This window comes from Vulgatibacter incomptus (genome assembly GCF_001263175.1).
GTDB lineage: Bacteria > Myxococcota > Myxococcia > Myxococcales > Vulgatibacteraceae > Vulgatibacter > Vulgatibacter incomptus.
In genome coordinates, this window is sequence record NZ_CP012332.1 from 672,537 (window position 1) to 698,158 (window position 25,622).

The following is a 25,622-nucleotide window of genomic DNA, read 5'->3' on the forward strand; positions in this document are numbered from 1 at the left end:
CGGTGGATCCGATCGAGAGGTTCAAGGAGCAGGCGAAGAAGACCTGGCCGTCGTTCCACGCGATGGAGATGCAGACCGCCGGGGCTGCGCCCAGGCTGGTCCGCTTCGCAGGGATCGGCAGGGGAGCGAACGTCCTCGACGTGGGATGCGGCACGGGCGTCGTGGCGCTCACCGCGGCCCGGGTCGGAGCGGAGGTGACGGGCGTCGATCTCACGCCGGAGCTGGTGGAGCGCGCCAAGAACAACGCGGCGCTGATGGGCTTTCCCGCGCGTTTCGTGGAAGGCGACGTAGAGGCGCTGCCGTTTCCGGATGCCGCGTTCGACGTGGTCGTCAGCCAGTTCGGGCACATCTTCGCGCCTCGTCCCGAGCTGGCGGTGAAGGAGATGCTCCGGGTGTTGAAGCCCGGCGGGACCATCGCGTTCTCGAGCTGGCCGCCCGAGCTCTACCTGGGGCGGTTCCTCGCGCTCACCGCGAGCTACTCACCGATTCCGCCGCCGGAGGGCATGTCGCCTCCGCCGCTCTGGGGCGATCCGCGGATCGTCCGCGAGAGGCTCGGCTCCGCCGTGAAGGATCTGGTCTTCGATCGCGACGTGCTCCGGATCCCCATCCTCAGCCCGCAGCACCTCCGCGTCTTCGGCGAGAAGAACCTGGGCCCGCTCTCGGCCCTCACGGCGAAGCTGGAGGAACAGGATCCGGCAAAGCTGGAGTTGCTGCGGCGGGAGCTGGAGGCGCTGGCCGGGCTCTATTTCGAAGACAACCACCTGCGCCAGGACTACCTGCTCACCCGGGCACGCAAGGCCTGAGCGAACCCTCTCCGGCCGGTAGAGCGGTGCGACCCGATTCTTGGGCCGCACCGACTCGCTCTTCTCCGCGTGCTCGGCCAGGGCCACGCGCCGGGAACGATTAGAGCTCGGCCTTGCGGTCCGAGTGATCCTGGCCGTCGAAGCGCAGGATCACGCTCTTGCCGTCGAAGCGCGTGTAGAGGTTCGCCGGCCGCCGCCAGAGCGACTGCAGGTTCTGCAGCGTGTGGCGCGCGTCGTCGAGCTTCAGGTCGATGCCGTCGTGCCGGTGCACGAGCAGGAGCTCCGAGCGGTTCTCGAAGTTGGCGTCGACCACCTCGATGATCGGCTGGCCGAAGTTCGTGAGCTGGTGGAGGAGCTTCTCCTTCACCGCCTTGAACTGCCGGCTCGCGATCTCCCAGGTCTGCCGCTTGTCGTTGTAGTCGAAGACGAAGAGCTTCTGGTCGATGCAGAACTCGGGCGTCAGGAACTCGTCGATGAAGGTGACGTCCGTGTAGTGCTTGCGGACCTCGAAGATCTTCTGCCGCCCGAGGCCGAGCTGCTTGTCCCACGTCTGGCGCTCGGCGAGGGAGTCGCAGGCCTCCCAATCCCTGCCGAAGCGGCCGGTGTTCCAGCGCTCCTCGATGTCCCGGAAGAGCTCGATGCCGATCTTGTAGGGGTTCAGCGTCCCCGGCCTCATCGACACCGTGCCCGAGTGGTGATCGGCGTAGTCGATGATCTCCGAGTCCTTCAGCGCCCGGGTGGTCATGATCGTGGAGTGCCAGTAGCTGGCCCAGCCCTCGTTCATGATCTTCGTCATGCCCTGCGGCGCGAAGTAGTAGGCCTCCTCCCTCACGATGGCGAGGATGTCCTGCTCCCACGGCTCCAGAGGAGCGTGGTCTAGCAGGAAGAGGAGCACGTCGCGCTGGGGACGCTCGGGGAAGCGCTTCTTTCGATCCCGATCCTCCGCTGCCTTTCGCTGGAGATCGTCGATGTAGGACCTGGGGTTGATGTACTCGCCCATGTACTCGCGATCGTTTCGGAGGCCGCGGACGGGCGTCTCTTCGCTGCCCTCCTGAGAGGACGGTTCCCGCTTGATGTACGGAGAGTGATAGTCGATCAGGTTCTCGATGGAGAGGCAGCGGTCGATGAAGTCCTCGACCTTGTCGATGCCGATCCGATCGATGAGCCGGCGCACGCGGGTGGCGTGGTTGGCCATCTCGTCCATCATCTTCCGGTTGGTGTGCTGGAAGGCGAAGTTGTTCTTGAAGAAGTCTCCGTGGCCGTACACGTGGGCCATCACGAGCTTCTGGTCCACCTCGGGGTTCGACTCGAGCAGATACGCGTAGGTGGGATCGTTGTTGATCACCATCTCGTAGATCTTCGAGAGGCCGTACTCGTAGCCCTTGGAGAGCTGCTCGTACTCCATGCCGAACCGCCAGTGCGGATAGCGGTTGGGGTAGCCGCCGTAGGCGGCCACCATGTTCACCTCGTCGTAGGTGAGCAGCTCGAAGATCACCTCGTAGAAGTCGAGGCCGAACTCCTTGGCGTAGCCCTTGATCTCCTGCTCGAGGTCGGCGAGGCGGGGAGGGAGGGATCGAGTGCTGAAGCGTCTCATCGGCGCCTACTTCCCCTTCCCCAGGAATTCCTTGATCGAGCCGTAGATCGCCTCCTTGTCGGCGATCTCGGAGAGGGCCACGCGCTCGTCGTCGTTGCAGCTCTCCCGGAGATCCCGGATGAACTGCCCGGAGCCGTAGGGGCTCTCGACCTGGCCATATGCGAAGAGGTTCACGTTCGGCAGGATTCGCTCCTTCACGATCTCTAGGCAGAGCCGCGTGTCGTCCGCGCTCCAGTTGTCTCCGTCGGAGAAATGGAAGACGTAGGTGTTCCACGCGTTCGACGGGTGATCCTTCTCGATCATCTCCGCGGCCAGCTTGTAGGCGGACGAGATCATCGTCCCGCCCGACTCGCGCGTGTGGAAGAAGGTCTCGCGATCGACCTCGCGGGCCACGGCGTCATGGATGATGTAGCGGGCGGCGAGGCCCTTGTAGTGGTGGCGCAGCCAGGTATCGATCCAGAAGGACTCGATCCGGACGATCTCCTTCTGCTCGTCGCCCATCGAACCCGAGACGTCCATGATGTAGACGATCAGCGCGGCGGCCTCGGGCTGCGGCGTCGTCCGCCAGGAGCGGTAGCGGCGATCCTCCCGGAAGGGGACGATCACGGGCCGGCTGGCGTCGTAGGTGCCGGAGGCGATCTGCCGGCGCAGCGCCTGCTTGTAGGTCCGCTTGAAGTGCCGCAGGGACTCGGGCCCCACCGTGTTGATGCCGGTGTAGCGCGTCTTCTCGGTGACGATCCGATCGGTGCCCTTCGGCTCGATCTTCGGGAGCTGGAGCTCCTCGCCCAGGATCTCGGCGAGCTCGCCGAAGGAGATGTCGACCTCGAGGAGGTGCTGTCCCTCGCCCTGGCCGGCCTTCCCGTCGCCCTCCCCGGGCTGCTCCTGCCCGGGGCCGAGGCTCTGCCCGACCTCGCCCTCTCCCTGGCCGACGCCGCCCTGCTGCTTGGCGCCGTACCGGAAGTGCGGGATGTCGATGGTCGGCAGGGGGATGGTGATGAGGTCCTTCCCCTGCTTCCCGACCATCTCGCCCTTCTGGATGAACTTCCGCAGGTTCTGCTTGATCTTCCCGCGGACGATCGCCTTGAAGCGGGCGTGGTCCTGTTTGATCTTGAGAGACAGGGCTTAGTCCTTTGCGTCGCCACGCGCGAAGATCGACGCGACGAAGTTGAGAACGTCGGTGGAGCAGACCTCGCAGTAGTGGTAGTCGCGGATCATCCGCTCCTTCACCACGTCGATCTTCTCCTGGGTGTCCTTGTCCACCACGGAGGAGACGAGGTTCTTCAGCTTGATCGTGTCCTTCTGGTCCTCGAAGAGCTTGAGCTCCAGGGCCTTGTGCAGGCGCTCGTTGGTCCGGTAGTCGAAGGTCTTGCCCTCGATGGCGAGCGCGCCGATGTAGTTCATGATCTCGCGGCGGAAGTCGTCCTTGCGGGCCTCGGGGATGTCGATCTTCTCCTCGATGGCGCGCATCAGGCGCTCGTCCGGCTCCTCGTACTGCGACGTGTACTTGTTCTTCACCCGTTCCTTCTGGGTGTAGGCCTTGATGTTGTCGATGTAGTTGGAGCAGAGCTTCTTGATCGAGTCCTCGTCGGCGGAGATCGCGCGCTGGACCTCGTTCTTGACGATGTCCTCGTACTCCTGCTTCACGGTGGCGAGGAGCTCGCGGTACCGCTTGCGGACCTCCTCGGAGGAGATCAGCGAGTGGGTCTTGAGGCCCGCCTCGAGCTCGTTCAACACCATGAAGGGGTTGAGGCAGCCATCGCCCTTGTCGGACACCAGCGCGTTCGAGATCTTGTCCTGCACGTAGCGGGGGGAGATCCCCTCCATGCCCTCGCGCAGCGCCTCCTTGCGCAGCTCCTTGATGTTGTCCTCGGTGTAGTTCGGCAGCGACTTGCCGTTGTAGAGCTTCAGCTTCTGCAGGAGGGTGAGGTTGTGCTTCTTCGGCTCCTCGAGCCGGGTGAGCACGCCCCACATCGCCGCCATCTCCAGGGAGTGCGGGGCGATGTGCTTGCCGCGGATCTTCGCCTGGTTGTAGTCCTTCTCGTAGATCTTCACCTCTTCCGCGAGCTTGGTGATGTACGGGATGTCGATCTTCACCGTACGGTCCCGCAGGGCCTCCATGAACTCGTTGTTCTGGAGCTTGCGGTACTCGGGCTCGTTCGTGTGCCCGATGATCACCTCGTCGATGTCGGTCTGAGGGAACTTCTTCGGCTTGATCTTGTGCTCCTGCGAAGCGCCGAGCAGATCGTAGAGGAAGGCCACGTCGAGCTTGAGCACCTCGACGAACTCGATGATGCCGCGGTTGGCGATGTTGAACTCGCCGTCGAAGTTGAAGGCGCGCGGATCGGAGTCCGAGCCGTACTCGGCGATCTTCCGGTAGTTGATGTCGCCGGTGAGCTCGGTGGAGTCCTGGTTCTTCTCGTCCTTCGGCTGGAACGTGCCGATGCCGACGCGGTCCTTCTCGGAGAGGATGAGGCGCCGCACCTTCACGTGCTTCAACAGCTCCTGCCAGTCGCCCTTGTACTCCGTCATCAGCTCCTTGAAGACGAAGCGGCACGCGGGGCAGAGCTCACCCGTGTCCGGGACCTGGAAGGTAGAGCCGGGAGGGCAGAGCGATTCGTAGGTGGCCGCCCGCCACTCCGCCGGGATGAGGTGGAGGGGATCCTCGTGCATTGGGCAGGCCATCACCTCGCGCTCGACGGTGCCGTCGGGGCGACGCTTGTCCAGCATCCAGCTGAACGTGTACATCGCGCCCTCGGGGGTGCGCGAGTACGCCTCCATGCCCTTCTTGAGCAGCCGGGCGATGGTCGACTTCGACGAGCCCACCGGGCCGTGGAGCAGGATCACCCGCTTCTCGGTGCCGTAGCGCTCGGCCGCCGACTTGAAGACGTTGACCAGCTTCATCAGGGGCACGTCGAGGCCGAAGACGGCGTCGCGCCCACCGAACTTCTCGTCGTGGAAGAAGTGGTAGCGGATCAGCTTCTTCTTGTTGTCGATGTACTCCGTTTTCCCATGGGAGAGGATCATGTCGTACAGCCGCTGATAGGCCGTGCGCGTGATCTTGGGATTCTGCTGGATCAGCCGGAGGTAGTCCTCGAAGGAGCCCTCCCAATGCTGCTCCTGGTAGCTCTTGTGGTCCTGCATCGCCGCGATTCGGGCGACGAGGCTCTCCATCTCGTGGGCTTCCTTCATGGGGATTTGGCTCCTGCGGGCTAAGGCGGTTTCTCGGTTCCCTGAGCGGATCGAGATCCTCGCGAGGGGGAACGAGGGCCCCGATCGGACTATTTCCCCTGCTCCCCCCGGGCGCTCGGCAGGCCGCCCGCCACTCAAGGTTACGACCTGCGATGGCCGCGCGCACGTGGGCGCCCGAGGGTCCAGGCCTTGCCTCCTTCTCGGGGGGGCGGTAACAGATCCCCTCTTTTGCGTCTGTGAGGCGCCGCCTGTTCCGATCTCGTCTCCTTTTCTTGGTAACGGCCTCGCTCGCGTCGTGCACCACCCTGGCCCCGATGGGCCGGGGCCCGACGCTGGAGCTGCCGCCCGAGCTCGCCGGGGACGACGACACCAGCGTCCAGGCGGTGCCGCTCGGGGGCGGCTTCTATTTCGCGTCCTTCCCGATCATGGGGACGTGGTTCGAGCTCACCGTCGCCGCGCGCGACGCAGGCTCGGCAACCGAGCTCGCGCAAACGGCGCGGGACGAGCTCATGCGCCTGGATCGCTTGATGAGCGAATGGCGGGCCGACTCGCCGGTCTCGGCGGTGAACCGCGCGGCGGGAGCCGCCCCCGTTCGGGTCGAGCGCGAGGTCTTCGATCTCGTGGCAAAGGCAGTCGAGGCGGCGGAGCGATCGGGCGGCGCCTTCGACCCCACCTGGGCCGGGATGCGCGGCGTCTGGCGCTTCGGCGACGCCATGGACGGCCAGGTCCCAAGCGACGAGGAGATTGAGTCTTCGAGAGCCCTGGTCGACTACCGCAAGGTGCGCCTCGACCCCGAGGCGGACTCGATCTTCCTCGAGAGTCCCGGGATGGCGCTCGGACTGGGCGGGATCGCGAAGGGGTACGCCATCGATCGCCTGGCGTCTCTTCTGCGCCGAGCAGGCGCGAAGGACTTCGTGGTCAAGCTCGGAGGCGACCTCTACGCCGCCGGACGCCACGGCGATCGCCCGTGGGTGGCCGGGATCCAGGACCCGCGAAATCCCTCTCGCGTCCTGGCTTCGTTGGAGGTGGAGGATCGATCGTTCTCGACCAGCGGAGACTACGAGCGCTTCTTCGTGAAGGATGGTGTGCGCTACCACCACATCATCGATCCGGCCACGGGCCGGCCGGCCACCGCCTCGCGCAGCGTGACCGCTCTCTGCACGGACGCCACGACCTCCGAGGTGGTGACCAAGCCGGTGTTCATCCTCGGCCCGGACCGAGGACTCCCGTATGCCGCTGCTCTCGGCTGCGAGGTCGTGGTGGTCGACGCCTCTGGCGCGCTCCACGTCTCGCCCGGCCTCGACGGTTGCTGCGGCCCGGAGGCAGGCGGTCCCGGGAGCCGGTGAGGTCGTCGGCCCGTCCGGTCGCTACTCGAGGCCCCGCTCGGGCGCTCCCGCTGCGAGGTAGGCCTCCAGGATCACCTGGGCCGCGACCATGTCGATCATCGCCTTGCGCTTGTGGGCCGGGACGCCGGCCTCCTCGAGGCGCTGATCGGCTTCGAAGGTGCTGAGCCGCTCGTCCCAGAGCACGATCGGCACGCCGAAGCGCTCCCGTGCGGCGGCGGCGAACCGGCGGGTCTTGGCGGCGCGCGGCCCCTCGCTGTCGTCCATGTTGAGAGGCAGGCCGATGACGATCCGCTCGGGATCCCGCTCCTCGATGATCCCTTGGAGGGTTGCCATGTCCGCCTCGAGGTTCCGGCGCAGGATCGTGGTGATCGGCGAGGTCCAGCTGGCCATCTCCGAGATGGCCACGCCGATGGTCTTGTCGCCGACGTCGAGGGAGAGGAGTCGCATGCGAAGTTCCTGGTGAAACCCGGACGGAGCCTCAGGCGCCGGGGTCGGCGTCGGCGGGGATCGTGGCGGAGGCGGGCGGCTCCTCGACGCCGTCCTCCTCGTCGCGGGCGGCGTCGGCGAGGAGGACGCGCTTCATTCGATCGAGGCTCTCACGGGTCTGGGCGATGAACGGCGTGTCGACCCCGGAGCGCTCGGCCGCCGCGAGGGTCCGCTCGTAGAGCGAGATGGCCTTCTGCACGAGGATCCGGACCTTCCTGCGGAGCATGGCCCGGTAGAGGTTCGCTTGGTCCGCGTCGAGGTTCGAGGGGACGGGCGCCTCCATCATCTCGTCGTAGAGCTCCTCGTAGAGGCCGCCGACGCGCTGGCCCGCCGCGGTGGTCCAGTGCGGATTCCCGAGGCGCATGGTGCGCAGGTAGTGCCCCTGGGCGGAGAGGAGGAGCTGCGCCTTGTACTCGAGCTGGTCGCGCACCTTCTCGGCGTCGTCGGTGTCGTCGAGGTGCGCGTCGCTGAAATGGAGACGGTAGATCTCGCCCAGGAAGAACTGCGCCTGGCTCGGGAAATAGCTCTCGATGCGCTCGCCATCCGAGCTTCGACGGTACAGCTCGAGGGCCTGGCGGAGATCCCTCTCGGCGGTGGAGAGCTCACCCTTCTCCACCTTGCAGATCGCGGCGTGGGTGCGGGCGTGGATGCGATCGATCGCGGGCAGGTCGGCGCGGGCGGCCACGGGCTCTAGGAGCGCGATGGCCTCGTCGTATTCGCCGAGCTGATACTGGCAGGTGGCCACGCGCCAGAGGACGTCGAGGTCGTCGGAGGGAGGTGGGACCTTCAGCAGCGGCCGGTAGCGGTCGAGGGCGAGCTGCCAGGCGCCGAGGTTCTCGTAGGAGACGCCGGCGTTGTACTGCGCGTCGTGGGCGCGGCGGCTCTTCGGGAAGCGATCGGCGAGGCGGGAGAAGCAGGCCGCGGCGCGCACGAAGTCGTCGGCCTGGTAGGCCGCGGCGCCGCAGGCGAAGAGCTCTTCCTCGTTGAAGCCCTCGATCTCGTCCTGGATGGCGGCGGCGGGATCGCCGGGGCGCAGGGCGGTGGAGCTCGCGGCGCAGCCGGCGGCGGAGAGGAGGGCGATCGAGGAGAGGGCGGCGAGGCGGCGGATCATCGTGGTACCGGGAGGATAAGCCGATTTCCGTGCGATTCCCGAAGATTCGATGGGCCCTCCGCGGCGCTCCTCATGGAGCGCGATTGGCGCCCCGGCTCCGCCCGCCCGTCAGGACGGGAAGATCTTGACCTGGACCATTCGATCGCGAGGTCCGTCGAGCTCCACGAAGTACACGGCCTGCCACCTCCCGAGGAGGAGGCGGCCTCCGTCGAGGACGAGGGTGCAGGAGGTCCCCAGGAGCATCGCCTTCACGTGGGCCGGCGCGTTGCCCTCCACGTGGCGGTAGGGCCGATCCTTCGGGACCATCGACTCCAGGGCCCCGAGGATGTCCCTCTTGAGCTCCGGGTCCGTGTTCTCCTGGATGGTGAGGCCTGCGGTGGTGTGGGGGCAGAACACGACCACGGTGCCGTCGGTGACGCCGCTCTTCTCGACGAGGCTCCGGAGGCGCGGGGTGAGGTCGACGAACTCGTTTTCACGAGACGTGTGGAGCTCGAATACCGTTGCTGCCCGCGCCATGTCTACCTCGCCGGAAAGAGGTGGCGGTCGACCGCCCACAGACCTGGGAGATCATATACGTCGGCATCGAAGCTCGGCACCCGGAGCTGGGGGCTCCTGCGGGTCGCTGCCTCGAGGCGCTCGAGATTTCGCCGATCGAGGCGCGCCATCGCCCGCGCCTCGGCTGACGTCCTCGCGAGGCGCTCCGAGAGGGGAGGATCGCCCGTGTCTCTCACGCCGGCAGAGCTAAGCGCCTCGGCGAGATCCTGCCGGGAGGGCAGGGGAGAGTCACCGAGGAAGTCCCGGTGGATCCGGTTCGCGACCACGCCGGCGATCGGGATCCGCTCCTCGGCGAGGAGGTGGTGGAAGTAGATGGCCTCGTCGATCGCAGAGGCCTGGGCGCTGGTCACCACGAAGAACGCGGTCTCGTCCGACCCGAAGAGCGCCTTCACCTTGGCTGCCCGATCCTTGAAGACGCCGTAGGTATCCTGGATCTCGAGCATGAAGCGGACGAGCTCCTCCAGCGTCTCAGCGCCGGTGAGCTTGGAGAGCGCCCTGCCGGCGAGGGAGCCGCCGAAGCTCATCAGCTTGAGGCCGAGCTTGCCCGCGGCCATCGCAGGCCCGGCCATTGCCCGCACGGAGCTGCTCTCGAGGAAGTCCAGGATGCGCCTGGGCGCCTCGAGGAAGTCGAGGGCGTGGGCGGTGGGAGGCGTGTCGAGGACGAGGAGATCGTATTTGCCCTCCGAGTAGAGCTCGTAGAGCTTCTCGGTGGCGATGTACTCCTGGGAACCCGCGAGCGCCGACGAGAGCGTCTGGTAGAAGCGGTTCTGCAGAATCGCCTCGCGCTTGTCGGGGCTCACGTGGCGGCCGATGAAGTCGTCCCAGGAGCGCTTGAGGTCGAGCATCATCGCCCAGAGCTCGCCCTCGGTCTCGATGCCCGCGCGGCGCAGGCGCTCGTCGTCGACGCGGGTCTCCACGTTGCCGAGCTGCTCGAGCCCGAGGGCGTTGGCGAGCCGCTTGGCGGGGTCGATGGTGAGGACGATCGCCCGCCTCCCCGCCGCTGCCGCCCGCAGCGCAAGGGCCGCAGCGACGGTGGTCTTGCCGACGCCGCCGGAGCCGACGCAGACGATCACGCGGCGCTGGAGGAGCGCGTCGATGGGATCGGTCATGCCGCCTCCCGGCGGATCACGTCGGCGAGGGCCTCCACCGAGGCGCGGCTGAAGTCCCCGCTCGGCTCGACGAGGCCCGGGTAGAGCAAGGGAAGGGCGACGAGCGGACGCCCGATCTCCTCGAGCTTCTGGCGGTAGCGCATGGACATCCCTGCCCGGACCTCGTGGGCACGGGCGCCGTTTGCGGCGGCGCCGAGGACGCCGGAGGACGAGGCGAGGCCCGAGAGCTCCTCCTGGTCGAAGCGGGCCTCGACGTAGCGGTTCAGGAAGACCCCTCCGAGGCTCATCCGGAGGGAGCCCCGTGTGGCACGGGCCAGCTCCACGGTTTCGTTCACCGGCAGCTCTTCGGGGAGGGAGACGAGGTTCACCGCCGTGGCGGAGGGGTCGCGGAGGAGCTCCCGCATCCACTCGGCCTCGCTCCTCATGGTGCCCCGCGGAATCGTCTCGATCAGGGCCTGCGGCACGCCAAGGAACGTGAGCCCGTGTCCGGTGGCCGGCGCGTCCACGATCACCAGATCCCAGCGCTCCTCCTTCACGTGGAAGAGGATCTTCCCCAGCATCACCAGCTCGGGCAGGGAGGGAATGAAGCGGAGGAAGCGGGAGGCGAAGCGGTTCTCGAAGACCGCCTTGTAGAGCGGCTTGAAGCGGAGCTGCATCAGCGCGTATTCGCGCATCGCCTCGTCGGGACGGACCACGACGGCGTCGACTCCGCGGGCGACCCGCCGGATCGTCTCGTGGACCCGCGGCGCGCCCAGGAGCGCCGAGATCCGCTCGTGGGAGTTCACCTCGCACACCAGCACCCGCTTCCCCCTGGAGGCGGCGACGAGCGCAAGCGCGGCGGAGACGGTGGAGCGGCCCACACCGCCCTTCCCGGCTGTCACGAGGAGGCGGCGGTCGAGAAGCGACATAGGCGACGAAACCTATTCGTGAGGGGTGCCTCGGTCAATCGAGAGGAGGCGCCGGTTGACACCGATCGATGCAAGGGGGATCTTCCCCGCGACCGCCATGGGGGGCGTGCAGGGAGGAACGATGGGGACGCGCTCGAAGACGCTGGTCCAGCGGGTGGTGGAGGCGGGCGAGGCCCAGGTCGACAAGGTCGTGAACCAGCTCGTGACCAACGAGCGCTTCGTGTCGGCGGTCCAGGGCGCGGTCTCGAAGTCGTTGGCCGCAAAGGGCTCCCTCGACAAGGCGCTCCGCTCCGCGCTCTCGTCCATGAGCCTCCCCTCCACCCAGGACGTGGACGAGCTCCGCAAGCGCCTCGACCGTCTCGATCGCACCTTGACCGAGCTCGACGCGAAGTTGTCGCGGCTCGAGCCCGCCCGGAAGGCGCCCGGGGAGAAGGCAGAAGGGGCGCCCGCGAAGAAGGCTGCCCCGAGGAAGACGAAGTCGAAGACGAGCCCCAAGGGCACCCACGGCTAGGGGAGCGGCGTGCGGCGCATCGCGTTCATCAACGAGAAGGGCGGGACCTGCAAGACCACCCTCGCCGTCAACGTGGCGGCGTGGCTCGCCTCTGCCAGGGGCGCACGGGTGCTGCTCTGCGACCTCGACACCCAGGGGCACGCGGGCAAGAGCCTGGGTATCGACGTGCGGACCCTCTCGCCGACCATCGCGGACCTGCTCTGCGATCCGAAGGTCCACGTGAACCAGGTGGTCCGTCCGACGCCGGTGGCGGGTCTCGATCTGCTCCCGTCGAACAAGTCGCTGGCTCGCTTTCCCCTCGAGGTCGCCGGCCGGATCGATCGGGAGCGCTGCCTCCTCGAGAAGCTCTCCGACCTCGCAGGCTACGACTTCGTGATCTTCGACGGACCGCCGTCGATGGGACTGGTGACCCAGAACATCCTCCTCGCCGCGGAGGAGGTGGTGGTCCCGGTGGGCATGACCTACTTCGCCCTCGACGGCTGCGCGGAGGTGAAGGAGACGGTCGAGACGGTGCGGCGCGAGAGCGGGCACGCCTCCCTCCGGATCAGCCTGGTGGTCCCCGTGCTCTACCGGAAGACCGCCCTCGCCGACGCGATCCTCGCCAAGCTGCGCGACCACTTCCCCGACGAGCTCTGCAAGACCGTGTTGGGCTGGAACGTGCAGATCGACGAGGCCCAGAGCCACGGGAAGACGATCTGGGAGCACGCGCCCTCGTCCAAGGGCGCCCAGCTCCTGGAGGCGATCGCCCGGGAGGTCGCGATCCGGGGCGCCGCGAAGACGGCGCGCCTCGAGCAGGCGTCGTAATCGTCAAAAGCGAGGGGGGATGGGCGCGGCACTCCAGACCGACCTCTACGAGCTGACCATGGCGGCGGCCTACCTCCGGGAGGGGAGCTCGGAGCGTCGCGCCGTCTTCGAGCTCTACGTGCGGCACCTTCCGCCGAGCCGGGGGTACGGGATCGCGGCAGGCCTCGAGGCGGCGCTGCGCTTCCTGGAGGAGCTGCGGTTCACGCCGGAAGAGCTCGAGGCCCTCGAGGCGCTCCCCGCGCTGGCGGAGGGCTTCCGCGTGTCCGGCTTCCGCCGGAGGCTCGAGGAGCTGCGCTTCACCTGCGACGTGTGGGCGATGCCGGAGGGCACCGCCTTCTTCGGTGGCGAGCCCCTGCTGAGGGTGGAGGGGCCGCTGATCGAAGCGCAGCTGGTCGAAACCCGGCTCCTCTCCGTGCTCAACCACGCGAGCGCCATCGCCTCCAAGGCCGCGCGGTTCGCCTGGGCGGCGAGGCCCGCGAGCGTGGTCGAATTCGGTGCCCGGAGGGCCCACCCAGACGCGGCGGTCGACGCGGCCCGGGCGGCGTACATCGGCGGTTGCGACGGCACGTCGAACCTGGAGGCGGCGAGGCGCTTCGGGATCCCGATCTTCGGGACCGCGGCGCACAGCTTCACGATGTCCCACGAGAGCGAGCTCGAGGCGTTCCGGAGCTATATCGAGACCTTTCCGGACACGAGCACGCTCCTCATCGACACGTACGACACACTGGAGGGGGCGCGGCGGGCGGCGGCCGTCGGAGGGGAGCGCCTTCGAGGCGTGCGCCTCGACTCGGGAAACCTGGAGGTGCTCGCCTTCGGTGTGCGGCGGATCCTCGACGACGCCGGGCTCTCCGAGGCCCGCATCGTCGTGTCGGGAGATCTGGACGAAAACGTGGTCCAGCGGCTGCTCTCGCGAGGCGCGCCCATCGACGTCTTCGGCGTGGGGACCCGCCTCACCGTCTCCACGGATGCGCCCGCCCTGGGCGGCGTCTACAAGCTGGTGTCGATCGAGCGGGAGGGCCGGATGGAGCCCGCGACCAAGCTCTCGGAGGCGAAGATCGCGTGGCCGGGCGCCAAGCAGGTCTACCGCCACCGCGGCCGGGAAGGGGAGCTGGCCTTCGACGAGCTCGGCCTCGCGGACGAGCCGGCTCCGGAGGGCGCGGAGTCGCTCCTCGTCCAGGTGATGCGAGGCGGGCAGCGGATGGGCGAGGGCGAGCCGCTCTCGGCGTCCCGTGCGCGTGCGGTGGCGAGCGTGGCGGCCCTCCCGGAGCCCGTCCGGCGGATCGCCCGTGATCGTCGGCCCGCCCGTTACGAGGTGCGGCCGACCCGGGCCCTCGTCGCGCTCCTCGAAGAAGCGCGGGCGAACGTCGCGGCCGAAGCCGGGCTCTCCACCTAGCCGAGCTCGGCGCTGCCTACATCGGGAGGCCGGCCGACTCGCGCCTCTCCCGTTCCTCCGCCGCTGCCAGCGAGTCCTCTTCCTGCGTGATGTCGGCGGGGGTCGAGGGAACGCCGGGCTGCATCTGGTGCTCCTGCTCGGCGGCGAAATACTTCTTGGGATAGCGCGAGCGCATGAGCTTCCAGCTCTTGTTCCGCTTGACCTGGCGCCGGAAGCGGGTGGCCGCGCCGTCCACCGCCTTGTAGATGTCGTCCGCCTCCTCGATCACGGTGATCGTGCGGATGTGCGGCATGGTGAACGTGATCCGGCACCGCTTGTCGATGCCGCCCTTGTTCCCGTAGAGGTCGGCGAGCTCGATCTCCAGGATCGGGCCCTGGCGGTCGTAGAGGCGCCTCAGGGGCTCGACGATCTTGTATCGGCAGAACTCCGCCAGGTTGTCCGTGAATTCGAGTCCTCCGAGGGCCGTGACCTCGACGTCCATGCAGGCTGCCTCCGTGTCGCGATGGGAGCTCCTCTCCTGGAAAGGTGTGTCCTCGCGCAATCGGCGGCAGAAGGCCCCGAAAACGGGCGCGCCCCGCCGGGGAAGGCGGGGCGCGGTCCGATTGGCAGCCCGCCCTACGCGCCCGCGGGAAGCCCGGGGGCGCGGAGCAGGCGGGCGCAGGCTGGGTCAGTGGACGTCGTCGAGCGGCTCGGCCTCGAGGGGCATGGCGACGGCGAGGTTCTTGATGCTCTCCCGGCGGTTGAAGTTCTCCCGCTTCTCGACGCCTCGGCGAAGCGCCTCGACCAGGCGATCGGCCGCGAGGTCGATCGCCTCGTACATGTTGGGTCGCACCTCGGTGACGTGGATCGGAGGAATCCCGGGGGCCCGGAAATCGAGCGAGCAGGCTTTGTCCGCCCGACCGTGCCGGCTGCCGTACTCATCGGCGAGCACGATCTCCAGGCGGGCGGCGCTGTCGACCACCAGCTTTCCCGCGCGCTCCAGGACGTGCTGCCGACAACGCTCCTTGAGCGCGTCCGTCAGCTCGAGATGATGTCCATGTACGACGAACTGCATCGCGACCTCCTTGGAAGACTGACCGTCAGGGTCAGTCGACTGTGCAACTCACGAAGCCCCTGTCTGCTTCCCCGGTAACGTTTCCGGCTCCGGCCGGCCGTCGCCGCGAGGGCTTCTCGGCGGACTCAGTGTGTCAAGTCCGCTTACTCTCGGTGCTCTTCCAGCTTCTTCTCCACCTCCGCCAGCTTCTCTCGAAGCGCCTGGACCTCGCGGTGCAGCGAGGGCAATCCCACGACGGTCTCCACCGTGCGGTGGAGCCTCTCGTCCAACATCCGCTGCCACTCGTCGATCGCGTGGCGCGACGAGCGGACGAACTCCCGCGCCTGCTCCCGCGGACCACCCTTCTTGTTCGCGGCGGAGCCCTCGGCGTCCCGGCCCAACACACGGGCCACGGCGTGCTCGGCCTCGACGCGGATCGCCGATACGCGGGGATTGACCTCGTCCGTCAGGAAGGTCTGCAGCTTCCCGCCGCCGTTGCGGACCATGTCCCTTAGGATCGCGAGGGGCATGCGCGAGGTCTTCTTTTCCTGCTCGAGGAGGATCTGGGCGAGCGTCACCGCCGTCAGGTCGTCCTTGGTTCGGTTGTCGATGATCTGGACTTCCGCACCGTCCTGCACCATCTCGGCGATCTCGTCGAGGGTGACGTAGCGGCTCTCTACGGTGTCGTAGAGCTTGCGGTTGGTGTACCGCTTGATGATTTTCGTCGGCTTCGGATCCGCCGCGCCGTCCCCGCTGCTTCTCTCGTGCTCTGCCAAGACCTCGCCCTCGGGCGCGATTCCGACGCGCCTCTCGTGGTCGATCATCACCGGTGCACGATCGGCTTGTCAATCCAAGCGACCACTGCGGCAGGTTCGATCGAAAGTCCGCGGGCCGAGCGCCCGGGTGCCGCCCGGCCGGGGGCCGATTGGCCGATGGGACGGATCCGGGGCCAGGACGTCCCGACCGAACAGGCCTGGTCTCAACCGGCCTACCTCCGCCGCAGGCTCCAAGCAATGAAACACAAAGAGTGCGGGTGAGGTGCACGCCGACAATGTGGCATGGACTCCTACTTTGGCCGTGGGAGTAGGATCCCGAGAGTGCTCCATTCAACACTCTCCCGGAGAAGACAACTTGAATTTGCTGCGATTGCGAGGGACGATCGATCGATTGGGTCCTCTCGCCTGGTATCGGAGAGCCCTGATCATTGCATTCTCGATCGCCGTCCTTGGACTTCACGGGTGCGGCGGCGTGGCCGATGATCGAGGCCGGCACCCGATGAACGAATCGGATCCGTCGGATCCGGCCGACCCCTCGGACCCCACTGACCCTGCGGACCCGGCGGACCCTGCGGACCCGGCGGACCCGGCGGACCCGGCGGACCCGGCGGACCCGGCGGACCCGGCGGACCCTGCGGACCCTGCGGACCCGGCGGACCCTGCGGACCCGGCGGACCCGGAGGACCCTGCGGACCCCTCAGACCCGGCGGACCCGGCGGACCCGGCGGACCCGGCGGACCCTGCGGACCCGGCGGACCCGGCGGACCCGGCGGACCCGGCGGACCCGGCGGACCCGGCGGACCCGGCGGACCCGGCGGACCCGGCGGACCCCGATAGTTCCCCGGGGAATGGCACTGGAGGAGCCGATGGTGGGACGACAGGCGGGACCGGCGGCACTGGTGGCGCCGGCAGCGGCTCTGATGGCTCCGGTGGAACGGGGGGATCCGGTGGAACGGGGGGCTCCGGTGGAACGGGGGGCTCCGGTGGAACGGGGGGATCCGGTGGGGCAGGCGGCGGGACCACTCCCGGCAACGACCTCGACACCTTCGGTATCACCAAGCTCTATCCCTCGAAGCCGGCGGGCGAATCGTGGGCGTTGAACGCCAACCCCACCACCGATCGGCGATTCGATCCCCAGTCCCCGATCACGTCGAACTCCGACGGATCCTGGAAGATGCGCAACACGAAGGTCCGGATGAGCGTCTTCACGTCGACCGGTTACAACCCGAACGCGATCGCCACTTACGACAGGGAGCAGCTCGCCCAGAAGGGCTTCATGCAGGCCGCCAACGACTGGAAGAACATCGAGATGACCGGGTTCGTGAAGGTCAACGCCGCCTCCGACATCAAGGACAACTTCTCGTGGTACGCCCGCGGCGGGAAACATACCGACTCCAGGATGTGTGAAGGCTCCTCCTACAAGGGAGGGCTCCACTACGACGGCCGGGCCCGAATCGAGAAGGAATCGTGGCACGTCAGCTACGCTCAGACCCCCTATCTGAACGCCGTCTCCTCACTGCTCGGCCGCTGGGTCGGCTTCAAGACGGTGATGTGGAACATCACCGTGAACGGCAAGACCGCGGTCAAGCTGGAGCTCTGGGTCAACGACAACGCCGATCGCGTCACCTGGAGGAAGGTCTACGACAAGATCGACGACGGGACCTGGGGCGGCAGCTCCTCGACCTGCGGAGCGGCGAACACCAAGATGCCGATGACCTGGGGCGGGCCCATCGCCGTCTTTCGCTGGGACAGCGCAACCGACGTCGACTTCAAGTGGTTGAGCGTTCGCGAGATCCAGGCGCCGTGAGACCTCCCGAGCGGCCTCCCCCGGGGAGGTCGCTCGGACTACCTGACCTCGGAGCGGATCTTCGCGACCAGCAGGTCGATGGGCTGGTGCACTCCTTCGACCCGGCCGGCGATCGCGCCCTCCTTGTCGAGAAGGGTGATTACGGAGGAGTGCCCGATCGCTCCGTCCTTCGCGACACGGTAGTGGATCCCGAGCACCTCGGCGAGCTCCCGAACCTTGGTTGCGTCCGTGTGGAGGAAGGTCCAGCGGGCCGGATCGAGGGCGTGTACATCTCGCAGCTTGCGCAGCACGTCCGGTGTGTCGCGCTCGGGATCCAGCGTGACGAGGACGACCCGCAGCTCCGCCCGAATCCTGGGTTCGAGCGCTTCTTCGATCCTCCTGATGTCCCCGATCAGCAGCGGACACGCATACTTGCACGTCGAGTAAAACATGCTGATCAGGACCGGCTTGCCCGCGAGCTGCGCGAGGATCGCCTGTTTTCCGTCTTGATCCGTGAAGCCTCCTCCCAGAAGGTAGAGCGAGTCGGCCCTCCGGTCGGGCCCGCGTGCAGGGGGCGGCGCGCGGCGGTCTTCGGCGCCTGCTGTCATGGGGAGGAGGGCCGCCAACGTCAGGAGCTCGAGCCACCTCATTTCAATTCTCCTCGAAGCGCTACCTGGCGCAGCGAAAGCCCAGGTTTCTCATGGTGAAGGCACCATCGAGAGAGCTGCGAAATGCATATCGCATGAACGCAGGGTAGTCATTGGTGCCTCCTCCGGCGAAGACCTTCGCACCGCAGAAGCGCATCGCCTCCGCGTCTTCGCCGTCCTGGCGGTCGTCGGCGCCTACTATCGTGTTCCGGTAGTCGAGCACCCACTCCCACACGAGGCCGTGGAGGTCGTAGATCCCCCAGTAATTCGGCGCGCTCTTCGCGACCGCGGAAATCACCCGTCGGCCCCTTTGCGCATACAGTTCCTGGAGTTCTCGGACGAACTCGGGGTCTCGCCGTCCGTCTGCCCTGCAGGCGCTCGCCGAGGCGGCGTATTCCCATTCGCTCTCGGTGGGAAGGCGCTTCCCCTTCGACTCACAGTAGGCCTTCGCCGCGAACCAGCTCACCTGCGTCACCGGCGCGTCCGGCAGCGCATCGGATCCCAGATCGAGGGGACCGGACCAGTGCAGGAGATATCCGGGATTGGCGAAGAGTCCTGGTGTCAGGCCTCGCCGCCAGGTGGGGTTGTCCCGGACGAACCCGAGAAAGTCTGCGTTCGTTACAGGCGTCCGGTCGAGCTCGAATGCCTCGACCGAGATCTTCTTCTCCGAGGGTGAGGCCGGAAACGGTGGGACGAAGAGGCCTGCGCCCACGTGTGCCGATCCGGCGGTGGCTCCCATCCATGCCTTCGAGCGCGGACATCCCTTACCGGTCGTAGGTCCGGACTTGGCTGACGCCCCCCTCGATTGTGGCAGGGCATGGGTCGCAGACGGAGCGGCCGAGAACGCACCTCCGAGTAGAATCGCGCACGCGACCCACCTGGTTCTCCCGCAGATATTCACGGACATCCCATCCTTCGAACCGCTTGCCCGCCGGGACCGTCCCTGCCGGCCGTCGACCGGACGGCGCCAGCTCGGCAATGAGATGGGTATGCGCTTGCCGGGCGACCGAGCATCCATGCCCTTCCGGTTCACCCCTCCAGACGATCTCGGAGGCGGGCGCCGCGGAGGCCGCTCGACCGAAATCCAAGCCCCGCTCGGTCGTCCCCGCGAGAAACGAGACTCGGTTGAACCGCGGATTTGCTGTGCCCACCATGCGCGCAGGTCGGGGCGGCGCTCTCTCATGCATGCCCTCGAGCCTCGTGGTCGTTCTGCAGAGAATCAGTGAGCAATACGGTCGGTGTGGTGGGGTCGGTGGGGTCGGGTCGGTGTACGCGGGGCTCACGCCTCGGCGTCGCACGCCCCGACGGGAAACGAAGACGATTCTCTCGGGGGAGACGATGAAGATCACGAGCCTCGGGCACGCTGGATTCATGATCGAGACGGAAGGTGCGCTCATCGTAGCCGACCCGTGGCTCTCTCCGGCCGGCGCGTTCGACTCAGCCTGGATGCAGTTTCCGCAGAATCATCACCTGGCGTCGCTGGTCCGGGAGAAACTCGGCCGGACCACGAAGGAACGCTTCCTCTACCTGAGCCACGAGCACAAGGATCACTTCGATCCAGAGTTCCTCTCGACCCTGGAGAAGAGGGACGTCACCGTGGTCGTCCCGCGCTTTCGCCGCGATCGAATGCGGCGGTACCTCGCCGAGGCCGGGTTCGATCGCCAGGTCGTCTGCCGGGACGGAGATTCTGTCCCGCTGGCGGGCGGGGGGAGCCTCAAGCTGTTCGTCGAGGACTCCGATCTCAATCGCGACTCGAGCCTCCTGGTCCGTGCAGACGGGCAGACCTTCCTCAATCTCAACGACTGCAAGATCCACGATCGGCTCGCCAGCCTCTCTGCGACCGAGGGGCCGATCGACGTCTTCACGGCTCAATTCTCGGGTGCGATCTGGCACCCCACCTGCTACGACTACGACAAGCCGACATACAAGCGCATCTCCACCAAGAAGATGTTCAGCAAGTTCGAGGCGGTGGCTCGAGCCATCCAGGTGCTGGCTCCGCGTTGCTATCTCGCGTCCGCCGGCCCCCCGTGTTTCCTGGATCCGGCGCTCATCCACCTGAACTTCGAAGAGGTCAACATCTTCCCGCGGGCGCCGGCCTTCTTTCAATTCCTTCAGCGGAGGCTCAAGGATTCGCCTACCCGTCTCCTGGATACCCTGCCGGGTGATGTCTTCGATCTGGACGCGGTGGGGACGCCCGCGTCTTCGGAGCCGTTCACCGATGAAGGGTTTCGGGAGTATGTCCAGAGCTACGCCGAACGGATGAAGGACCTCTTCGCCTGGAGGTCTCGGAACCTCTCGGCGGATTCGTTGCAGGGGGTTCTCGATCGCCTCCAGGCCGAGCTGGAGCGCAAGCTGGCCCACCTCTCGCTCCACGATCGGGTCGCGACGCCGCTCTACGTCCAACTCTCCGATCTGCCGGGGCAGATCCTGCTCGTCGACTTTCCCGCGCGTCGGATCCGCCGGGTCACGGAGGTTCCGGCGACGGACCGCTATTCGCTCGAGGTCGGAGCTGCGAACATTCTCGCCGTTCTCGAAGGTCGCCTGACCTGGGAGGATTTCATGCTCTCCCTCCGGATGCGGCTCAGCCGCGTGCCGGATCTCTACGATCCGCTGATCCACGGCTTCCTGGTCGTCGAGGCCGAGGACCTCGAAGCCTTCTGCGAGACCATCCGCAAGAACGAGGCTCGCACGGAGAGGATCGAGATCCCCGTTGGGGATCGCACCTACAGCATCAATCGATTCTGCCCACACCAGGGTGCGGATTTCAGTCAGGCGGGGGCGTGCTGGGTGGAGGGCAAGCACCTCGTCTGCGGCCGCCATCGGTGGCAGTTCGATCTCGAGGCTGGGGGACGCTGCAATACCAACACCTCGTCGATCCGCGCGGAGCTCGTGCGCGACGTCACGGCGTCGAACGCAGCGGAAGCGAACGCGTTCGCGGCATCGAACGCAGCCGCTGCGGCGGCGAGCGAGGTCTCGGCCACGAACGAGGCCGTGTCGTCGAACGGGAGCGACGCCTCCGGAGCGGATAGCGACGACCGGGAGCGCGGCGACGAGGCAGCCCCCACCGCGAGCTGATGGTGATGGTCCCTGTTCGGCGGCGCCGCTGCGGACGAACACGCTGCGGCCCTATCTCGGCGAGGTCCGAGGGCCTCCGGCGGAAGGGGCCTCCTCGGGCGGCGCGAACATCTCGAGCTCGAGGCGGACATTGTCCGTTCGAACGCCCACCGGGCCGCGGAGGGCGAGGACCTCTGGCCCCAAGCGTCCTTCCCAAACGAGGACGTCATCGACCCAGACGAGGAGGGTAGAAGCGTCGAGTCGCGCCTCCAGTCGATGCGAGCTTCCCACCTCGAGTCCGGGCACGGGCCGCGAGCGCGCGGGGCGGAGGTTCCGGTAGCCTCGATTGCCGCATTGGACGGAGGCATGCTGTCCCGGGTTCGACTTGACCGAGACGACAATCCCTGGCTTGGGCGCGATCCTCCACATGACGTAGAGCAGGTTGCACCCGTCCTCCGCCTTGAGCTTCAGGCCGAGCTGTCTGCGTTGCTCACCCGACGCGAGCGGCATTTGCTGGCTCGTGGGCCCTCGATAGGTGAACCGGATCGACGCGTGGGCGGCGGTGAGGTCCTTCGCGATGGCCCGCATCTTGGGGACGTCGACCCGCATGGGCCCAGCGCCACCGGGAGAGCCACCGGGGGAGAGGATCCCTTCCGTGACTCGAAGGTGCGCCATGTCCAGCCGCTTCAACCCCTCGGCGCCAGGCTTGGGATCGGGAGCGTCCGCGCGCGCGCTCGGCCCCAGCGCGCAGATAACGGCCCACAGGCCGCATGCGAGCCTCATTCCCGAGGCCCGAGGAAGGCATCGAGGGCCTCGAGGTGGCTGCTCAGGAAAGCGCTGGTGGCTCGTGCGTTGGTCCGTTCGAACCAGAGGTAGTCGCGGTAGCGTCGTATGGCGGAGCTCTCCATCACTTCCACCGCACGCGCTTGCTGATCGAGGTCTGCCAGGAGCGTCAGGGTCTGGGCGTGCCGGAATCGCTCGTCCCTCCGAACCGCCTGCAGCGTCGCCACGAGTTCAGAGATCCGCTCGTCCGCTCCCATCACGTCCTCTCCGAGCCATCGGCTGCGTCCCTCACGAGCCTGGCGGTTGCCCTCCCCTTGCCAGATGGATCCGAGATTGAAGGACACGGAGAGGAGGGCGAAGACGGGAATCTTCTGCTCCACCGTGAAGATCTTGTCCCAACCGGCCCGGACGGTGAGTCCCCAGGCCTCTGCCCTTCGAAGCGATCCGGAGATCCGCTCGACCTCGTCGTCGGCTTCCCGGTACGCCTCGAGAATCGCGGGGAGCGAATCGCCTCGGGTCTTGGGGAGCCTGGAGACCCGAAGGATATCGACCTGGGTCTCGCTCAACGACGAGAGCAGCGAGTCGACCCGGGACCGGACCGCATTGAGCTCCTCGATCGTGGACCGCCCGGAGGCGACCTCCTCGGCCACTTTCGCGAGGATCGCCTCGGCCTGCGGGACCGCCTGGGCGAGCACCTCCTCCCTCGCGCGCAGCGCGGCGGCCGACCCGAGGTCTGCACCTGCTCGCAAAAGCGCCTGGAGATCGGAGAGCGCGAGGTACCTTCGACACTCCGCCTCCGCCTTCCTTCGGAGGGCCATCCCCTGGTAGAGGTGCACGCCGTCGTACTCGGCCCCGAGCGTGATCCGGAGGACCGGCTCGCCGACCGGGATCCCCTGCGTGACAGTGCCGGAGTTGATCGCTCCAACGGAGCCGATGAGCGCGGGCGCAACCAGGATGGCCGACTCGGCCTTTGCGACCCCGCGAACGAACTCGCAATACCCCTCGGACGAAGCAACGCCGTCAGAGGCGTGGGGGTCGGAGGGTCCCGCGCCCGCCGCGACGAGGGGAATGGCGACGAACAGACCGAGGATTCCAGCGCGCATCGCGGGCCCCCTTTTACAAGAACAGGGGACGACCCTTGGCGTGAAGGAGCTGCTCTTTCGCCCAATGGGGGTCATCGAGAGTCAGCTCGACCATCACACCGCGCAGGGTGTCGGCACGGACAGGATGTTTCATCGTGACTTCACCATCGAGGATCGCAGTCACATGCCCCACCTTCCGGCACCAGAAGAGCTTGAACCTGCACCCGTAGACCGCGGCCCCGGCGCTGACGCTGTCGAGGTTCTCGTAGGGCACGAACGCGACGTTCAGGTTGCCCTCGATCGCCTTGAGGTAGGGCGAGGTCCGAATCGCTTCGAGGAGTCGGTCATACCTGGTGACCGATCGGGCGAGCGCCTCGAGGCGCCCGATCGTCACCGCGCGGACCCCCTCTGCGCGAGCGAGCTCGAGGGCCGAGCGGGTTGCTTCCCGCTCGAGCTGGAGCATCCCGACGCTCCCGGGGCCGACGGAGGCTGTCTTCTTCCAGACCACGGTCTCAGCGGAGCCTCGATGGCCAAGAACGTTCGAGTCCGATCGCTCGCCGATGGACCTCATGGCCTGGGTCTCACGCGAGAGGAGTTCGATCCGCCGGTTGATACCGATGTTCCGCTCCTGGAACTCGAGGCTGCTCATCGACATCTGGGCCAGCTGCTGGTTCATCCGCAGATAGGTCTCCCGATCGACCAGCTTCGCGCTCGAGAGCTGCTCGGCTTGTACCCTTTCGATCCCGGAGAACGCCTGGTTGGAGAGGGCAAACTCCCGGCTCGCCGCGTCGTAATGGCTGCGAAGCGCGGCGAGCTTGCGCATCTCGTCGGTCCAGGCGGCTCGATCGTTCTCGACCGCGATCCTGAGCTTCTCCTGGAAAGACGCCTCTACGATGATGATTCGATCCGCATCTGCCAGGAGTGACTCGAGTTCGCTCGCCTCCGCGACGAGCTTGTCGCGCGCCGCGGACTGCTGCGCCACCTGGGCGTTGAGGGTCAGGATCCGCTCGTCGCTTGGCGATACGATGGTGGGCGCGAGCCAGCTCGAGTTCACCAGAAAGAAAGCCTGCACGCCGAGGTACGAGAGCAGCCCACCGAGGATGACGGCCAGGATGACGAACCCAGACAACTTGTATGCGTTGACCACGAGGGAGTTGAGAGAATTGGTTATCCGATGCCCGTTCATGTCTCCTCCGGCTCTGCGATGGCTCCGGCTTCTGGTGTCGAAACCCGATCGCCCCCGCTCGCCCCGGCGGCGCTTCCGCGCGTCTCCCAGCTCCCCGAATCAAGGGTGAAGAGTGCGAGCGGAGTGAACAAAATGTATGTGACGGGCAGCACCAGGACGATCGGCAGGAAGGAGACGGCCGAGACACGCTGCTCCGGCGGTATCCCCCTCATCTTGAACGCATAGACGAGGCCCAACACCGCGGCGAACGAGAGGTGGGCCGTCATCATCTCCCAGAGGTTGCCATTCAGCAGCATGTTGAAGACTGCGACGGGATAGGCGACCGCCAGCGCGAAGAGGGAGAGGAGGTGGAAGGCGATGACGGGATGGAGCCTCCACACATGCGACAAGGCGGAGATCATGTCCACGAGGTTCGAGCGCCTCCAGCGAAGCTGTTGCGAGAAGTAGGCTTGGAGCTTCGCGGGAGCGGCCGTGTGACAGATAGCCAGAGGCGTGAAGACCGTCTTGTAACCGGCCTTGACGATCTGGCGGGTCAGGAAGCGATCCTCGCCGTAGAGGATCGGCACGCCGAGGACCCTGCGCGCCTCGAGGATCGACTCGAGCTCGAGCAGCACCGCACGCCGATACGCCGTCAGGCAGCCAGAGAGACACATCACCGAGCGGAACGAGCGCTCGAGATCCTTGAGCCACTCCTGCGAGAAATAGAACTTCACCTCGATCATCCGGGTCAGCCAGCTCGCCTGGCAACCCCTTACGAAGGTGCGCCCTCCGACTGCGGCGATGTCGGGGTCGACGAAGCGCGCGACGAGGTGGCGCAGCGCCTTGCGATCCACGGTGACGTCGGAGTCCACGGAGACGACAATCTCCGCCGAGGTCTGCCGGACGGCCCGGATGAGCCCCCTGCGCTTGCCGACGTTCTTCGTATTTCGAAGGACCGTCACGTTCCGACGTCCTTCCGCCGCCTTGCAAGCCCACGCGAAGCTGTCGTCGCTGGAGCAATCGTCCACGACCACGACCTCCAGTTTTTGTGGCGGGTAGTCCTGCTCCAAGAGGCTCAGGATCGTCCTGTAGATCCCCTCTCCTTCGTTGAAGAGCGGGATCACGAACGCGACGGTCGGCTCCAGGAGCTCGTCGGTCCGATCGAAGCGCCCTCGGAGGGACAGCTTGAAGAACCACCCCAGCACGTAGCGGTTCATGATCACGACCAGGATCAGAAGCTGAATGGGAAAAAGCTCCACCGCCACCTACCCCTGCACCCGCCGCCGCGCTCATCCGAAAACCGTTTCAGAGGTCGGGCCCGTGCGCCTGGCCGCGCCGTGCGAGACCGCTCGCCAGCCAGCCGGAAACTAGTCATGGGGCGGTGGCAGCAGGTCGTCCGGAAGGAGCGACCTGAGGGGTTCCCTGCCGGACGAGACCCATCGGGCCCCGACTACACTGGCCGGGGGACGTTGCCGGCGCTTCGTCGG

Annotated in this window: 25 protein-coding genes; 7 read left to right on the forward strand and 18 right to left on the reverse strand. The window is 67.0% G+C overall.

Annotated elements, in window-relative coordinates; all coding sequences use genetic code 11:
• Window positions 1–2 precede the first annotated feature (2 nt).
• Window positions 3–803: a class I SAM-dependent methyltransferase gene (locus AKJ08_RS02670; RefSeq protein ID WP_050724649.1), complete on the forward strand. Its 801-nt coding sequence runs from the start codon at window positions 3–5 to the stop codon at window positions 801–803.
• 100 nt (window positions 804–903) lie between these two features.
• Here the strand turns inward: AKJ08_RS02670 and AKJ08_RS02675 are convergent, their stop codons facing one another.
• From AKJ08_RS02675 to AKJ08_RS02685, 3 genes are read right to left on the reverse strand one after another with little or no spacing between them, the layout of a single operon-like run.
• Window positions 904–2,397 (reverse strand): SpoVR family protein, encoded by a 1,494-nt coding sequence (locus AKJ08_RS02675; RefSeq protein ID WP_050724650.1) that lies wholly within the window; start codon window positions 2,395–2,397, stop codon window positions 904–906.
• A gap of 6 nt (window positions 2,398–2,403) precedes the next feature.
• Window positions 2,404–3,516: a DUF444 family protein gene (locus AKJ08_RS02680; protein WP_050724651.1), complete on the reverse strand. Its 1,113-nt coding sequence runs from the start codon at window positions 3,514–3,516 to the stop codon at window positions 2,404–2,406.
• Between the two features lie 3 nt (window positions 3,517–3,519).
• Window positions 3,520–5,586, reverse strand: a complete 2,067-nt coding sequence (locus AKJ08_RS02685) for a PrkA family serine protein kinase (protein ID WP_050724652.1) — start codon at window positions 5,584–5,586, stop codon at window positions 3,520–3,522.
• 272 nt (window positions 5,587–5,858) lie between these two features.
• Between AKJ08_RS02685 and AKJ08_RS02690 the strand changes: the two genes are divergently transcribed.
• Window positions 5,859–6,932 carry an FAD:protein FMN transferase gene (locus tag AKJ08_RS02690; protein WP_050724653.1) on the forward strand — a complete coding sequence of 358 codons (1,074 nt, stop codon included), beginning with the start codon at window positions 5,859–5,861 and terminating at the stop codon, window positions 6,930–6,932.
• 21 nt (window positions 6,933–6,953) lie between these two features.
• On the opposite strand, the gene ruvX is transcribed toward AKJ08_RS02690, so the two are convergent.
• The 5 genes from ruvX to AKJ08_RS02715 all read right to left on the reverse strand — a co-directional run bounded on the left by ruvX (window position 6,954) and on the right by AKJ08_RS02715 (window position 11,101).
• Window positions 6,954–7,379, reverse strand: a complete 426-nt coding sequence (gene ruvX, locus AKJ08_RS02695; RefSeq protein WP_050724654.1) for a Holliday junction resolvase RuvX — start codon at window positions 7,377–7,379, stop codon at window positions 6,954–6,956.
• A gap of 31 nt (window positions 7,380–7,410) precedes the next feature.
• Window positions 7,411–8,529 carry a tetratricopeptide repeat protein gene (locus tag AKJ08_RS02700; RefSeq protein ID WP_050724655.1) on the reverse strand — a complete coding sequence of 373 codons (1,119 nt, stop codon included), beginning with the start codon at window positions 8,527–8,529 and terminating at the stop codon, window positions 7,411–7,413.
• A gap of 108 nt (window positions 8,530–8,637) precedes the next feature.
• Window positions 8,638–9,045 (reverse strand): secondary thiamine-phosphate synthase enzyme YjbQ, encoded by a 408-nt coding sequence (locus AKJ08_RS02705; protein ID WP_050724656.1) that lies wholly within the window; start codon window positions 9,043–9,045, stop codon window positions 8,638–8,640.
• 2 nt (window positions 9,046–9,047) lie between these two features.
• Entirely contained in the window at window positions 9,048–10,193 is a 1,146-nt protein-coding gene (locus AKJ08_RS02710) for an ArsA family ATPase (RefSeq protein WP_050724657.1), read from the reverse strand.
• Window positions 10,190–11,101 (reverse strand): ArsA family ATPase, encoded by a 912-nt coding sequence (locus tag AKJ08_RS02715; RefSeq protein WP_050724658.1) that lies wholly within the window; start codon window positions 11,099–11,101, stop codon window positions 10,190–10,192. Before AKJ08_RS02715 ends, AKJ08_RS02710 begins: the two co-directional genes overlap by 4 nt.
• A 55-nt stretch (window positions 11,102–11,156) precedes the next feature.
• Here AKJ08_RS02715 and AKJ08_RS02720 point away from each other — a divergent pair, with 55 nt between their 5' ends.
• From AKJ08_RS02720 to AKJ08_RS02730, 3 genes are read left to right on the forward strand one after another with little or no spacing between them, the layout of a single operon-like run.
• Window positions 11,157–11,612 carry a hypothetical protein gene (locus tag AKJ08_RS02720; protein WP_205624760.1) on the forward strand — a complete coding sequence of 152 codons (456 nt, stop codon included), beginning with the start codon at window positions 11,157–11,159 and terminating at the stop codon, window positions 11,610–11,612.
• Window positions 11,613–11,621: 9 nt separating this feature from the next.
• Window positions 11,622–12,416 carry a ParA family protein gene (locus AKJ08_RS02725; RefSeq protein ID WP_050724659.1) on the forward strand — a complete coding sequence of 265 codons (795 nt, stop codon included), beginning with the start codon at window positions 11,622–11,624 and terminating at the stop codon, window positions 12,414–12,416.
• Between the two features lie 19 nt (window positions 12,417–12,435).
• Window positions 12,436–13,809 (forward strand): nicotinate phosphoribosyltransferase, encoded by a 1,374-nt coding sequence (locus AKJ08_RS02730; protein ID WP_050724660.1) that lies wholly within the window; start codon window positions 12,436–12,438, stop codon window positions 13,807–13,809.
• 16 nt (window positions 13,810–13,825) lie between these two features.
• Here AKJ08_RS02730 and AKJ08_RS02735 read toward each other — a convergent pair whose 3' ends face one another.
• The 4 genes from AKJ08_RS02735 to AKJ08_RS20725 all read right to left on the reverse strand — a co-directional run bounded on the left by AKJ08_RS02735 (window position 13,826) and on the right by AKJ08_RS20725 (window position 16,827).
• On the reverse strand, window positions 13,826–14,290 hold the full coding sequence (locus tag AKJ08_RS02735) for an HPF/RaiA family ribosome-associated protein (RefSeq protein ID WP_050724661.1): 465 nt from the start codon (window positions 14,288–14,290) through the stop codon (window positions 13,826–13,828).
• Between the two features lie 186 nt (window positions 14,291–14,476).
• Window positions 14,477–14,863, reverse strand: a complete 387-nt coding sequence (locus tag AKJ08_RS02740) for an HPF/RaiA family ribosome-associated protein (RefSeq protein ID WP_050724662.1) — start codon at window positions 14,861–14,863, stop codon at window positions 14,477–14,479.
• Window positions 14,864–15,006: 143 nt separating this feature from the next.
• The gene (locus AKJ08_RS02745; RefSeq protein WP_050724663.1) at window positions 15,007–15,666 is read right to left on the reverse strand and encodes a polyhydroxyalkanoate synthesis regulator DNA-binding domain-containing protein; all 660 of its coding nucleotides are present in this window, start codon (window positions 15,664–15,666) and stop codon (window positions 15,007–15,009) included.
• Window positions 15,667–16,680: 1,014 nt separating this feature from the next.
• Window positions 16,681–16,827, reverse strand: coding sequence for a hypothetical protein (locus AKJ08_RS20725; protein ID WP_205624762.1), 147 nt, complete (start codon window positions 16,825–16,827; stop codon window positions 16,681–16,683).
• On the opposite strand from AKJ08_RS20725, the gene AKJ08_RS02750 reads away from it, so the two are divergent.
• Window positions 16,814–17,425 carry a hypothetical protein gene (locus AKJ08_RS02750; RefSeq protein ID WP_205624763.1) on the forward strand — a complete coding sequence of 204 codons (612 nt, stop codon included), beginning with the start codon at window positions 16,814–16,816 and terminating at the stop codon, window positions 17,423–17,425. The two genes, AKJ08_RS20725 and AKJ08_RS02750, sit on opposite strands and share 14 nt — an antisense overlap.
• Before the next feature lie 38 nt (window positions 17,426–17,463).
• Here the strand turns inward: AKJ08_RS02750 and AKJ08_RS02755 are convergent, their stop codons facing one another.
• Both AKJ08_RS02755 and AKJ08_RS19650 read right to left on the reverse strand, forming a co-directional pair.
• Window positions 17,464–18,054, reverse strand: a complete 591-nt coding sequence (locus AKJ08_RS02755; RefSeq protein WP_050724664.1) for an SCO family protein — start codon at window positions 18,052–18,054, stop codon at window positions 17,464–17,466.
• Window positions 18,055–18,073: 19 nt separating this feature from the next.
• A complete protein-coding gene (locus AKJ08_RS19650; RefSeq protein WP_050724665.1) occupies window positions 18,074–18,790 on the reverse strand; it encodes a formylglycine-generating enzyme family protein in 717 nt (238 codons plus the stop codon).
• Between the two features lie 599 nt (window positions 18,791–19,389).
• On the opposite strand from AKJ08_RS19650, the gene AKJ08_RS02765 reads away from it, so the two are divergent.
• The gene (locus tag AKJ08_RS02765; protein ID WP_082342598.1) at window positions 19,390–21,126 is read left to right on the forward strand and encodes a Rieske 2Fe-2S domain-containing protein; all 1,737 of its coding nucleotides are present in this window, start codon (window positions 19,390–19,392) and stop codon (window positions 21,124–21,126) included.
• 51 nt (window positions 21,127–21,177) lie between these two features.
• On the opposite strand, the gene AKJ08_RS02770 is transcribed toward AKJ08_RS02765, so the two are convergent.
• From AKJ08_RS02770 to AKJ08_RS02785, 4 genes are all read right to left on the reverse strand, one after another.
• Window positions 21,178–21,780 (reverse strand): hypothetical protein, encoded by a 603-nt coding sequence (locus AKJ08_RS02770; RefSeq protein ID WP_050727408.1) that lies wholly within the window; start codon window positions 21,778–21,780, stop codon window positions 21,178–21,180.
• 104 nt (window positions 21,781–21,884) lie between these two features.
• Complete coding sequence (locus AKJ08_RS02775) at window positions 21,885–22,991, reverse strand: hypothetical protein (RefSeq protein ID WP_050724666.1); 1,107 nt, start codon at window positions 22,989–22,991, stop codon at window positions 21,885–21,887.
• 13 nt (window positions 22,992–23,004) lie between these two features.
• Window positions 23,005–24,156, reverse strand: coding sequence for a hypothetical protein (locus tag AKJ08_RS02780; RefSeq protein ID WP_050724667.1), 1,152 nt, complete (start codon window positions 24,154–24,156; stop codon window positions 23,005–23,007).
• On the reverse strand, window positions 24,153–25,394 hold the full coding sequence (locus tag AKJ08_RS02785) for a glycosyltransferase family 2 protein (protein WP_082343367.1): 1,242 nt from the start codon (window positions 25,392–25,394) through the stop codon (window positions 24,153–24,155). The genes AKJ08_RS02780 and AKJ08_RS02785 overlap by 4 nt, the downstream gene beginning before the upstream one ends.
• Between the last annotated feature and the right edge of the window lie 228 nt (window positions 25,395–25,622).

Coding starts and splice junctions, on each gene's coding strand:
- AKJ08_RS02675 (WP_050724650.1), bottom strand. CDS start 2,397: ATGAGACGCTTCAGCACTCGATCCCTCCCTCCCCGCCTCGCCGACCTC.
- AKJ08_RS02685 (WP_050724652.1), bottom strand. CDS start 5,586: ATGAAGGAAGCCCACGAGATGGAGAGCCTCGTCGCCCGAATCGCGGCG.
- ruvX (WP_050724654.1), bottom strand. CDS start 7,379: ATGCGACTCCTCTCCCTCGACGTCGGCGACAAGACCATCGGCGTGGCC.
- AKJ08_RS02700 (WP_050724655.1), bottom strand. CDS start 8,529: ATGATCCGCCGCCTCGCCGCCCTCTCCTCGATCGCCCTCCTCTCCGCC.
- AKJ08_RS02705 (WP_050724656.1), bottom strand. CDS start 9,045: ATGGCGCGGGCAGCAACGGTATTCGAGCTCCACACGTCTCGTGAAAAC.
- AKJ08_RS02710 (WP_050724657.1), bottom strand. CDS start 10,193: ATGACCGATCCCATCGACGCGCTCCTCCAGCGCCGCGTGATCGTCTGC.
- AKJ08_RS02715 (WP_050724658.1), bottom strand. CDS start 11,101: ATGTCGCTTCTCGACCGCCGCCTCCTCGTGACAGCCGGGAAGGGCGGT.
- AKJ08_RS02730 (WP_050724660.1), top strand. CDS start 12,436: ATGGGCGCGGCACTCCAGACCGACCTCTACGAGCTGACCATGGCGGCG.
- AKJ08_RS02735 (WP_050724661.1), bottom strand. CDS start 14,290: ATGGACGTCGAGGTCACGGCCCTCGGAGGACTCGAATTCACGGACAAC.
- AKJ08_RS02740 (WP_050724662.1), bottom strand. CDS start 14,863: ATGCAGTTCGTCGTACATGGACATCATCTCGAGCTGACGGACGCGCTC.
- AKJ08_RS02745 (WP_050724663.1), bottom strand. CDS start 15,666: ATGATCGACCACGAGAGGCGCGTCGGAATCGCGCCCGAGGGCGAGGTC.
- AKJ08_RS02750 (WP_205624763.1), top strand. CDS start 16,814: ATGAGCGTCTTCACGTCGACCGGTTACAACCCGAACGCGATCGCCACT.
- AKJ08_RS02755 (WP_050724664.1), bottom strand. CDS start 18,054: ATGAGGTGGCTCGAGCTCCTGACGTTGGCGGCCCTCCTCCCCATGACA.
- AKJ08_RS19650 (WP_050724665.1), bottom strand. CDS start 18,790: ATGGGAGCCACCGCCGGATCGGCACACGTGGGCGCAGGCCTCTTCGTC.
- AKJ08_RS02765 (WP_082342598.1), top strand. CDS start 19,390: ATGAAGATCACGAGCCTCGGGCACGCTGGATTCATGATCGAGACGGAA.
- AKJ08_RS02770 (WP_050727408.1), bottom strand. CDS start 21,780: ATGGCGCACCTTCGAGTCACGGAAGGGATCCTCTCCCCCGGTGGCTCT.
- AKJ08_RS02775 (WP_050724666.1), bottom strand. CDS start 22,991: ATGCGCGCTGGAATCCTCGGTCTGTTCGTCGCCATTCCCCTCGTCGCG.
- AKJ08_RS02780 (WP_050724667.1), bottom strand. CDS start 24,156: ATGAACGGGCATCGGATAACCAATTCTCTCAACTCCCTCGTGGTCAAC.